Here is an 11,580-nt window from a genome sequence, read left to right on the forward strand (position 1 = left end):
TTTTGGATTTTGGGTTGACCCCACTTATTATCAAAGGCGATGCGACTTGGTGTCTTGGTGTCTACAGTTCCGGTAGGCGCGCAAGCGATTTCTGCAAGTAGCCGCTTGCGCGTCTATGTAGTGAAAAAATAAATCTTAATTTAACCACTAAGACACAAAGACACAAAGAAAACTATGCTTTGAAGGTTACACCCCCTACTAACTAAGAACAAAGTTACTGGGTTTTAAGCTTGATGCATCAACGTTTGACAACATGATGAAATTCTCTAAACCGCCAGATTGTTGGCTTCCGTCCATGTCTAAGCGAACGGCTGTATCAGCACCAACTTGTTTTAATTCCAGATAGTCAGAAAATTGATTTGAGCCTGTGTAAGCTGAACCAGACATAATTTGACGTAAGTCGATCGCATCTTGATTGTGGTCAAAATCGGTAATGGTATTCCCTTTGTTTTGCAGATTCTCATAGATAAAGCGATCGCGTCCAGCACCACCAGTTAATTGATCTGCTCCTGAACTCGCTATGATTTGATCGTCGCCATCGCCACCATTGAGAAAATCTTTGTCTTTACCTCCTGATAGTTCGTCATTACCTAGACCACCAATCAGGACATCGGTTTCGTTTTCACCGTCAAGGCGATCGTGCTTATATCCCTTGACTTCGGTTTTACTCTTAATAAATTCTTGTTCGGCTTCCCATTTTGGAGAAGTAGATTGATTGACGTGTTCTAAAGCGCCCCAAGCACCCCATTTAGTTGGTGTGGTGATGTCATCGTAAATTACGAATTCACTACCGTTACTTTGCTTATCCCATCCTTGGAGATATTCTTTATACAACTGACCCATACGTGGATCACGGTTAGCTTTGATGAATAAATCCGTGATGGCGTCATTATTTTCTGATCCATTAAGACCTGTAAGATGCTGTCCACCTTCATAGCCAACTAAATCAAGACCATATTTTTGAGCCTGTTCTGACTGTTTGCTGATGTTGTCTAGTTGTTTAGGTAGTTCTGTGTTATTTAGGTAGTCAAAGACTTTGTTCAAACCTCCATCTGATTCTTTTGTCCAGCTTTCTACTTCTGCTTCTGCGGTTGTCCAATCTTGTTTACCTGGAGTCACAAATATCCCTAGGTAAGGAGCGATGGCGATCGCATCCACTGTAGAGTTTGGATCATACGCCTTCACCTTCTGCATCAGTTGATCAGTCAACTGTAAGTTACCATTCTGAGCGCCGAGTACTGTGACTACTCGATTGCTATCTTGACCAAAGGCTTTATCCCAGATATCACCCATTTGCTCTGTACGGCGACTATGCCAGTCTTTCCAGTCACCGTCTAGCTTTTGCCCTTGATCTTGCGCCCATTGATGTTGACCAAAAGCACCATTCCACACTTCGTTGGAATATTCTACATAAGCTTTCAGGTTGGGGTTAAGCTTTTCTTTGACAACTTTGGCAAAATTTGCAATGTACTCATCCGATGCTTGGTGAGGCATATTAAACCAAGGATTAGCCCCGGTTCGATTGGCCAAATCAACCATCACTTCTACAGGCACACCCTTGTTAGAGTAAATGTAATTAGAACTATCAACTGTCGGTCGATTTTTCCAATCACTCTGTTTAGAGTTGTTAGTACCCATCCAATCCATAAATCGGAGGGTAGAAAAATTGTCAGTTTTATTGACAAAGGTAGGATTAAATACCTGAGTCTTGTAGTTTTTTTCCTCGGCTTCTGGTACAAGATGAATGTCGCGAAGATAATTTCCTGTACCTTTAGGATCTGTTTCGGTAAGCCATATAGACATACCCTTACTAGAGGGTGTGACGTCGATAACATCACGACCAGGTTTAGAAGCAGCTGTATCTAGTTTGGCATCTGCCCCATACTCTAGCTTGCCTTCGCCGTCGTACAAAACAACGTATTTACCACTAGGATAATTTTCTTTGACTCCTGGTGTGGCAGAGATGAGATCGACAAGAGTTTGAACGCTATCATAATTACTCTCTCCTGATTTAGGTAAGGATTTTACCCAGCCATTTTCATCTAGATTCAGTTGAATTCCTTGTGGCTTTTCCCCTGTTTTGAAATTTTGAGGCATCCAGTTACTAGCCGTTTTGAAGTGATCCAAGAATGGTAATTGGCTAGACCAGTAAGAAACTCCACTTAGATTTGTGCCTAGATTATTTGCCATGACTATCCTTTAATTAACGCCAAATGGTAGATTCCCTGGAATATGAGTATGAGTGTAAGGGTATAAGGAGATACTCTTACCTAAGACTGGAACTCATAAGCACCAATATCAGTGCCTTTACCTTGACCACGTTGTTTACCGTCGTGATCCAGCTTTGCGTAATCACCAATTGCTGCGGAAGCAATATCAATTGCTGGCGAATCTGATGTGAGTTTGAAATTCTTGCCATTTAAATCAGCAAATCCCATTGACTCAGCCTGAGTGTTATTTTCAGCTTTCAAATTATTCACTCCATTGCCAGTTTCATAGACTTTTGCAAACTTACTCGTGAATAAGTTGTGGTCTAAGGTCACATTATCAACATCTTCAACTAATCCATTACGAAAACTACTATTAGCGAAGATATTGTTGCGAACTAAAATGTCATGAGGCCGATAACCGCCATAGTTGTCAGAGCCGTCTATCAAGAAACCTTGAACATTGCCATCAACCGTATTGTTGACGATTTGAACATCACTAACATTACTGCTGACACCAATTCCTTGACCACTATTTACCCCGTCCTTACCATTGCCAAAAACAATGTTGTTGTAGACACGGATACCAGATACATCCCCTTGATTGGGAACTTCATCTGTAATCACAAGTCCACCAGCAGTGTTATTGGCTACAACATTGTTGTAAACATCAATGTTGAACATATCAGCACGGTTGCCTTCAATATAAAGACCAGGACCACCACTGTAACCGTTGGGTGTACCGCTAACTAAGGCTTGACCAGTAACAGTATTGTCGTGGACAGAACCATTGCGGGAACCTGTTTTGACATCTATACCTTCGCGGTTGCCTTCTTTAACAGTGTTATTAGCTACCTCGAAACCATCCACACCCCAGATACTTAATGATTCCTGTGTTCCAGTTGTAAGGTCGAAACCATCGTTTATATTGCCTTCTTTAGAACCGTTACCTTTCCAGATCCAGCTAGCTCGTTCAACAGTGTTGTTGAGTACCTTGATATTTTTACTAGTCACCTCCGCTTCCCCACCGTTATAGTAGGTATCAGGCATGACGATGATACCGGAGGCACCAGTTTCGTAGGTGTGGTTGTTCTGCACAGTCATGTCGTAGGCATCACGCAAAGCAATTCCCGCCCAGGATGTGTTCTCAATCCGGAAGCCATCAATCACCCAATGACCTTTGCCAGCTGACTGAATCACTCCTTCCCGGAAAAACCCACTATTGGGGTCGGGGTCACGTAGTGTAACATCGCCATTGGCTTTGAGCGTGATGTCACCCAACTTACTATCACCAGATTTACCAAGGGTGATAAGTTCTGTGTAGGTTCCAGCCTGAACTAAGATCGTGTCACCTGCCTTGACAGGAGAACTGTCATTCACCGCATGGTTCACACTTTTCCAGGGTTTATCAACTGTACCTGGATTCTCATCACTACCATTGGGTGCAACGTAGTAGAGATTCTGGGAACTATTGGATTGACTTGAGTCTTTACTCGTTGCTAGAACAGTCGGTTTCTGGGTAGATTTGCTAAAGTCAATACTCGTGCCTAAAACATCTGATGTTGTAGTTTTTGGTTGAGTATCAGAACTAGGCTGTATTAAAGATTGATCAGCATAATTGCTGAATTCCTTGATACCATTGCCTTTGATTCCAGTTAGAATGTCCCTATTGTCACCACCGAGGGTTTCATTGCCATTGTTGCTTAGGAGTTGTCTATCCTCTGTCTGAGAAAATTGGCTGTTTCCTTTGCCAGCATCTAACCAGTTATCTTTCGTGCCTAAACCTTGATCCTGCCAAGCACTAACTCCTGAGTTGGGTAAGGACTTTACCCAGCCATTTTCATCTAGATTCAGTTGAATTCCTTGCGGCTTTTTCTCTGTTTTGTAATTTTGAGGTATTAAGTCACTAGCCGTTTTGAAATGATCCAAAAATGGTAATTGGCTAGACCAGTCATAAACCCCACTTAGGTTTGTGCCTTGAGTATTCGCCATGATAATCCTTTATTCACGCCTAATTAACGCCAAATGGTAGATTTTCTGGGATACCTACGGAAAAAATATCAACAGAGTTGAAGTGAGAATAACTTGCAACTACTGTTGTCTTCAGTACGCAGAAGCTAGTAACCCATTTGTTTTGTGATTAGTCATTTGTATTTACGCACGTGTATTGAGAACAAGTGACTAATGCAATTTTTGAAGCAATTCTTGAATCAGAAAAGATATATACGCCTAAAATCAGTTTCGGTGCAGGATAGTTGAACTCACAAGATTGTTGCGACTACGGTAAAAAGCGGTAATTACGAAATATTCACTCATTCAGAATAAAAGCTACAGTAGCTTTTCTCACGCTTTTATTGTGACAGTTGAAAGACTGTCACAATGCATTAAAAGTCAAATTTATACAAGTATTTTTCATATACTTTTATATATTTAAATTTGACATCATTTAGGCATTTTTAGTAGATTTCTATACTTTGCTTTTGATATATTCGTCAATTTGTGCAACAAAAATGACTTTATCAAGTATTTTTGTTGACAAAAAAAATTTTTTATTAGAAAGTTTTTACTGTAAAAAATAAGTTTTTGTCAAAACAGCTGCAAAACAGTATATGATGTAATGTTTTGGTAAAGTTTAGTGATATTGTGGATAAAAAATTGACGAAGTCTTATAAAAAAAATTCCTGATGCAACTCAAAACCTGATGTATATCCAATAGAGACAGGGTCTATCTATTTGTAGATTGACTTTTGTGTCCTCTCACCCCGGTGAGATGTTTAGATAGATTTTTCAAACATTAGAAAACCGATCGCGCAAGCTAGGAATTATGACGATACAAACCTTGCAAGTGGGTAACGAAGTACTTCAGGCAGATCAATTAATGTCTTTGCTACATCGTTATCAGTTGTTACCGCAGGTATTACGCGCCAAAGTCATAGATGAGGCGATCGCTTGTTTCAGTTGCACAGATTTAGAGAAACAAGCAGCAATTAACGACTTTTACCAGCGTTACCAACTCACCTCATCAGAGGTAAAACAAGCATGGTTGCAAAAGCACCAGCTAACAGAAGCAGCAATGCAAGAATTGGCTATTCGCCCGGTGTTGAGCAAAAAATTTCAGCTTGCAATGTGGGGCAATAAATTAGAGTCTTACTTTATGCAACGCAAAGGAAATCTAGATCAAGTCGTATATTCTCTAATTCGTACCCAAGACGAAGGACTAGCCCAGGAATTGTATTTTCGGATTTGTGAAGGAGAACAAAGTTTTGCTAGCGCCGCCGAGAAATATTCCCAAGGTCCAGAAGCACAAACAGCAGGGATTTTAGGGCCAGTTCCATTGTCTCAACCCCACCCAGTCATTCAACAAATCTTATCTGTGAGTAAACCTGGTCAACTCTGGAAACCACGGGCCATAGCCGAGTGGTTTGTAATCATTCGCCTAGAAAAATTACTGTCTGCACAATTAGATGATGCTATGCAGCAGCAGTTATTGGATGAACTCTTTGAAAACTGGATACAAAAACAAGTGCAAACGCGTCTACAATCTTCCAACCATCATTTGGAAACTGCGGCAGCGTAAACTATCAACACTATCTCAGTTTTAGGGGCAACCCAGATAGCCGAATTTGTGAAAATTTGGGACAGTAAGTGAGGTTGTGAGCAAAGGAGACAAGAAAAATTACACTTTTTCTCCCCAAACCCCACCGACGCCTAAAAGTTGGTGTGGCAGACTACTAGGTTTTGTGGGAGTTTCTAGGAGAAATTCAGATGAAGCCAGCTATTACCCAAACCGACATCATAAAATTCTTAGCCGACACCCCCCCTTTCAACAAACTATCACCTGCCACCTTAGAAACAATTGCAGGGAAATGCCAACTGTTGCAATATCGTACTGGACAGTGGATGGTGGTTAAAGAAAGAATGCCAGCGCAAGTAATTGTAATTTATCAAGGACAAGCGCGGCTATTGGGCTATGACCAGCGTACAGACTCTCAAATTAGTTTGACAGTGGTAGAGCCAGGAGAGTTCCTGGGTTGGCTAGGATTAATACGTGGGGTAAGTTGCGAAGCAGCGATCGCCTCTAGCGAAGTCATAGCCATTACTCTAGACGCACCAATATTTCTAGAATTGATGGCTACACAACCAGAGTTTAAACAAGCAGTGCGATCGCGTCCTCAGATCATAGAAGTGTTTGAACTCCTGAGTTTAGAACTCCAACGACAAGCAGATGCAAGCACCGATTTAAAAGACTTAGTGCGTCAGGTTTGGCAACAAACAACGGTTGTGAATGCACCAGCAGGGAAACTAAATTCGCAGCAATTGAATGATGACTACCTTTGGCTAATCAGCGCAGGAATGTTCGACAAAATGAGCGTTGGTAGTCGCTTACAGTTAGATCACAACCAGCAGAAAATTTGGCACAGTGAAACAGAAATACGCTTAATCGGTATTCCCTGGAAGTCTCATACAGAGAAATCTCGCAATGACAATACCTCCACTCTAGCAATTTCTCCTGCCCCAGAATACCCAACTAATCCTGCTGTCGAATATATCGCCCCACCAGACACCATATTTGTATCAGGACAAGGCACTGTTGATGCTCCCTTGGCATGTTTCCAAATGTTACATCGCATCTTAGGGGGTTCTTTTCGCCGTGACTTAATTCGCAAAGTCTTAACAAATCAACTCAAATCTCACAAGCAGATTTCACTGCAAGTAGCAGGGGCTATTGTAGAAATGATGGGTTTGCAGGCCCAGTTAGTCAAAGTCCCTGTTAACGTTATCAACCGTTTGAGTGCGCCAGCAGTAATTTACTGGCAAGAAAACTTGGCCTTACTGTACAAAATCACAGAACATGAAATTGTTGTAGCTGCCCCAGAAAAAGGTATTTCTCGCTATTGTGTAGCGGAATTTGGTAACATCTGGGGGCAATCAGGACAAGTCTTGGTGATCGAAAAACCAGAAGAAGAACGTCCAGAAAAATTTAGTCTGCGTTGGTTTTTGCCTTATATCTACAAATATCGCTTGGTATTGATTGAGGTTCTGATTGCTTCGTTTTTTGTGCAAGTATTTGGTTTGGCAAACCCAATTATTACCCAAATCATCATTGATAATGTATTGATGCAAAAAAGCCTCGATACTCTCGATATTTTGGGGATTTTCTTGCTTGTAATCGCAGTATTTGAGGCAATCTTAACGAGTCTGCGTACCTATCTGTTTGCTGATACTACCAATCGTATTGATATCCGTCTGGGTTCAGAAGTCATTGAACATCTGTTGCGATTACCGTTGAGTTACTTTGAGCGTCGCCGCGTTGGAGAATTAGCAGGAAGGATTAATGAACTAGAGAATATTCGTTCTTTCTTGACAGGAACAGCATTGACTGTGGTACTAGATGCGGTATTTTCTGTGATTTATATCGCCGTCATGCTGTTTTATAGTTGGGTGCTGACACTAGTTGCTTTGGCTTGTGTACCATTGTTTGCCTTACTCACAACTTTTGTGGTTCCGGTTGTGCAGCGACAATTACGGAAAAAAGCCGAACGCTATGCTGATACTCAATCTTATTTAGTTGAGATCCTCACCGGCATTCAAACAGTCAAAGCTCAGAATATAGAATTAAAATCTCGTTGGCAATGGCGCGATCGCTATACCCGCTACATCAGCGCTGGATTCAAGAATGTACAGACTTCCAGCACCGCCAACTCCATCAGTGGATTTTTAAATCAATTCTCTAGTTTTGTATTGTTGTGGGCAGGCGCTCATTTAGTTATTTCTAATCAACTTACCCTCGGTCAATTAATTGCCTTTCGCATCATTGCTGGTTATGTTACCAGTCCTCTGTTACGTCTAATTCAACTTTCACAAAACTTTCAAGAAGTGGCCTTGTCTATTGAACGTCTTGGTGATGTCTTAGACACTCCGCCAGAAGTATTGCCAAGCGATCGCCAAAATATCCAACTACCAGAAATTGAAGGCGCAGTCAAATATACAGACGTTTCCTTCGGTTTCAATCCTGACAATGCCTTACAACTGCTCAATATCAATCTTGAAATTGCCCCTGGTACTTTTGTCGGTATTGTCGGACAAAGTGGTTCCGGTAAAAGTACAATGACAAAATTGTTACCCAGACTCTACGAACCTTTAACAGGGCAAATCCAGATAGATGGCTATGACATTAGAAAAGTAGAGTTAAATTCCCTACGCCGTCAAATAGGGATGGTATTACAAGATACCCTGTTGTTTGAAGGGACAATTCAAGATAACATTGCCCTAATTCGCCCAGAAGCAACTACCGAAGAAATTATTGCAGCTGCCAAAGCTGCTGCTGCTCACGATTTCATCATGGCACTACCCAACGGCTACAACACGATTGTGGGGGAGCGAGGTTCTGCACTTTCCGGTGGACAACGGCAAAGAATCGCGATCGCCCGTACAGTTTTGCAAAATCCACGACTACTGATTTTAGACGAAGCCACCAGCGCCTTAGATTACCAATCAGAACAACAAGTCTGTCGCAATCTGATGGAAGTCTTTGAGGGGCGCACCGTCTTCTTCATCACCCACCGTCTCAACACCGTCAAAAATGCCGATGTCATCATCATCATGGATCGGGGTGCGATCGCTGAACAAGGAACCCATGCTGAACTCATGGCCATGAAAGGACGATATTACTGTCTCTATCAACAACAAGGACAAGAAGAATAGTCAATTGTCATTTGTCATTAGTTATTCTCCTTGTCCCCTTATTCCCTCACTTCCCCACTTTCTACACCTCCTTTACACAGAAAAAACCATGCTTGATCCATCTTTGTTTTTGCTAGCTTGTACAAACTGTTCAGAAGTGTCACCTAATACTCCTGAAACAATTAGTAATTATTGCGAGCAAATTCTTGCAGATCAGACCACAACTCAATCAAACTCTGAATTGGGTAATTGCATTAGTGAACTCGAAGGCACGGAAGTGGCTTTTTCATCACCTAATCAGTCGATCTTGAAATTTGGTAGTCAAGGCACAACTGTTTTTCAACTGCAAACTCAACTGCAAAAATTAGGATATTATCATGGCGCAACTGATGGTAAATTCGGTGTACTTACTCAAGCAGCAGTTATAAAATTTCAGCAAGAGAAACTATTAAACGCTGCTGAGGGTGTTGTTGATACTGCCACTTGGAAGGCACTACAACCATCCCTACCCAAGGTTACGACTACTAAAACTAGCTCTGAAAATGATTTTATCGATCACAGCGATCGCCAAAAAACAACTCAAAAAACAAATCAAAACACAACCCAAAACACAAATCAAAACACAAATTACCATGTAAATTACTTAGAAGCCGCCCCACGTCAAGGATCTATTTTCTTGCCTCTGGGTGGTTTCATGTTTTTACTCACAGCCGGGGGATTAGTATTTATTTGGAAACGTGTGCCAAAATCTCAGCGTGAATGGCAACTGCTTTTGCAGGGAAGTTCAGCAATTTTCAGTTCTGGAATTAGCATACCTCGTGAAACACCTCGTGAAACACCTCGCGAGGTAAATGACTTTGATCAGCCCGTCATCTTAAAACAATCTCGTGTTTGGTCACATGCTATCATTTGGAGCATCGTTGGTGTAACTAGTTTTGCATTTGTCTGGGCTTGTACAGCTAGAATCGACGAATCTGTTCCCGTACAGGGCAAACTTGAACCCAAAGGTTTAGTCAAAGAAATTCAAGCGCCAGTGGGGGGAGTAATCGACAAAATTCATGTCCAGGAAGGGCAAAGAGTCGAAAAAGGCGATCTTTTGGTGAGTTTTGACCCCACAGTTGCTCAAGCAAAATTACGCTCTCTGCAAGAAGTTCGAGCTAGCCTAGTTCGAGAAAACATTTTTTATCGTACCCAGATGCGAACATCGACAGCGAATTCTACAAAAAGAGAATTCCAAATATCGCCAGAGTTAGCATCACTTACAGAAAACCGTGTGGCATTAGTACGAGAAAATGAACTTTATCGTGCAGAATTGCTTGGTAGTGCAGCAATACGTAACCTTAGTTCAGAGTTACGAGAACGTTTTATTAATAGACAAACAGAAAGAGACTCTCGAATTGCAACAGCAAGATTAGACGTAGAACAATTAGCCAAGCAGTTAAATCAAGCGCAAGTCCAATTAACGAGTGCTAGGGGTAGCCTCACAACAAATTTAGAAATAGTCAGCCATTTAAACTCCTTGGTGAAAAAAGGAGCCTTTGCTCGCTTACCTTATTTAGAAAAACAACAAACAGCAGACGCTAGTAAAGCCGAAGTTAACCGCCTTGTGCAAGAAGAACAACGACTACGGTTGGCGATCGCCCAATCACAAAAGAAATTAGAAAATGCGATCGCCTTGTCTAAGGAAGATTTACTCAGCAAAATTGCCGAGAACGACAAGCGCATTGCTGAAATTGATAGTCAACTTACCAAAGTGATGGTCGAAAATAAAAAACGCATCCAAGAACTTAATAGTCAAATTAGCGAAATTTTTTCGACTTTAAAATATCAAGAAATCCGAGCCACAACTAGTGGAATTGTTTTTGATCTCAAGCCTCGTAGTTCTGGTTACGTCTACAACACCAGTGAATCTATTCTCAAAATCGTACCGCCAGAAAATCTTGTTGCCCAAGTTTTTATCACCAATAATGATATTGGCTTTGTCAAAGATGGAATGCCCGTTGATGTGCGAATTGATTCTTTCCCTTACACAGAATTTAGCGATATTCAAGGTGAGGTAGTTCGGATTGGTTCTGATGCTTTACCTCCTGATCAAAACACTCCATATTATCGCTTCCCGGCTGAAATTCGCTTATCCAAACAATCCATCAACATTAACGGTAAGCAAGTACCTCTCCAATCTGGTATGTCTTTGAACGCCAATATTAATGTCCGTAAACGAACTGTAATGAGTATTTTCACAGAAAAATTCTTAGGCAAAATAGAAAGTCTGAAATATACTCGTTAGTTTGTAGTGAGGACTTTAGTCCTCTTTGAGCGCTCAAGCGCTCACTACAAACTTCCATCTTCATACCTGTAAAAATTCAATTTTTGGTAATAACGGATCAGAAACCACAGCCACACCGCCAAAACCCCAACGTTTGAGCAAAGCCTTTAGTTGTGATCCTGGAATAGATTCCACACCAAAACGATTCGCTAATTCTCCAGCGTGCGTGTTGAGATAGCTCAGAGCATCAGAGTGTTCGCGAAACATCAAAAGATAACTCACACCTTCTGGGTTGGGACGGGCTGTCAAATAACGACCGTCAGTTTGTGACCTTACCAAATAATAAATTTCGGAAAACATAATTAAACGTCATTGGTCATTGGTCATTGGTCATTGGTCATTGGTCATTGGTCATTGGTCATT

Annotated in this window: 6 protein-coding genes; 3 read left to right on the plus strand and 3 right to left on the minus strand. The window is 41.4% G+C overall.

All coding sequences use genetic code 11. From position 1 onward, the window contains the following. Positions 1-198: 198 nt before the first annotated feature. Positions 199-2,190, minus strand: coding sequence for a M10 family metallopeptidase C-terminal domain-containing protein (locus AC5JMK_RS16195; protein ID WP_096675299.1), 1,992 nt, complete (start codon positions 2,188-2,190; stop codon positions 199-201). 80 nt (positions 2,191-2,270) lie between these two features. Further along, on the minus strand, positions 2,271-4,199 hold the full coding sequence (locus AC5JMK_RS16200; RefSeq protein WP_096675300.1) for a right-handed parallel beta-helix repeat-containing protein: 1,929 nt from the start codon (positions 4,197-4,199) through the stop codon (positions 2,271-2,273). An 832-nt stretch (positions 4,200-5,031) separates the two neighbouring features. Between AC5JMK_RS16200 and AC5JMK_RS16205 the strand changes: the two genes are divergently transcribed. The 3 genes from AC5JMK_RS16205 (at position 5,032) to AC5JMK_RS16215 (ending at position 11,178) form a co-directional block, all read left to right on the plus strand. Next, on the plus strand, positions 5,032-5,784 hold the full coding sequence (locus tag AC5JMK_RS16205; RefSeq protein ID WP_096675301.1) for a peptidylprolyl isomerase: 753 nt from the start codon (positions 5,032-5,034) through the stop codon (positions 5,782-5,784). Positions 5,785-5,972: 188 nt separating this feature from the next. Next, positions 5,973-8,912, plus strand: a complete 2,940-nt coding sequence (locus AC5JMK_RS16210) for a peptidase domain-containing ABC transporter (protein WP_495910561.1) — start codon at positions 5,973-5,975, stop codon at positions 8,910-8,912. Between the two features lie 88 nt (positions 8,913-9,000). Next, on the plus strand, positions 9,001-11,178 hold the full coding sequence (locus tag AC5JMK_RS16215; RefSeq protein WP_495910562.1) for a beta-barrel domain-containing protein: 2,178 nt from the start codon (positions 9,001-9,003) through the stop codon (positions 11,176-11,178). A gap of 60 nt (positions 11,179-11,238) precedes the next feature. Here the strand turns inward: AC5JMK_RS16215 and AC5JMK_RS16220 are convergent, their stop codons facing one another. Beyond that, positions 11,239-11,517 carry a hypothetical protein gene (locus tag AC5JMK_RS16220; RefSeq protein ID WP_495910563.1) on the minus strand — a complete coding sequence of 93 codons (279 nt, stop codon included), beginning with the start codon at positions 11,515-11,517 and terminating at the stop codon, positions 11,239-11,241. Between the last annotated feature and the right edge of the window lie 63 nt (positions 11,518-11,580).

This window comes from Pelatocladus sp. (assembly GCF_059505505.1).

Excerpts from the sequence above, each read along its gene's own strand:
- AC5JMK_RS16195 (WP_096675299.1), bottom strand. The coding sequence starts at position 2,190 with ATGGCAAATAATCTAGGCACAAATCTAAGTGGAGTTTCTTACTGGTCT.
- AC5JMK_RS16200 (WP_096675300.1), bottom strand. The coding sequence starts at position 4,199 with ATGGCGAATACTCAAGGCACAAACCTAAGTGGGGTTTATGACTGGTCT.
- AC5JMK_RS16205 (WP_096675301.1), top strand. The coding sequence starts at position 5,032 with ATGACGATACAAACCTTGCAAGTGGGTAACGAAGTACTTCAGGCAGAT.
- AC5JMK_RS16210 (WP_495910561.1), top strand. The coding sequence starts at position 5,973 with ATGAAGCCAGCTATTACCCAAACCGACATCATAAAATTCTTAGCCGAC.
- AC5JMK_RS16215 (WP_495910562.1), top strand. The coding sequence starts at position 9,001 with ATGCTTGATCCATCTTTGTTTTTGCTAGCTTGTACAAACTGTTCAGAA.
- AC5JMK_RS16220 (WP_495910563.1), bottom strand. The coding sequence starts at position 11,517 with ATGTTTTCCGAAATTTATTATTTGGTAAGGTCACAAACTGACGGTCGT.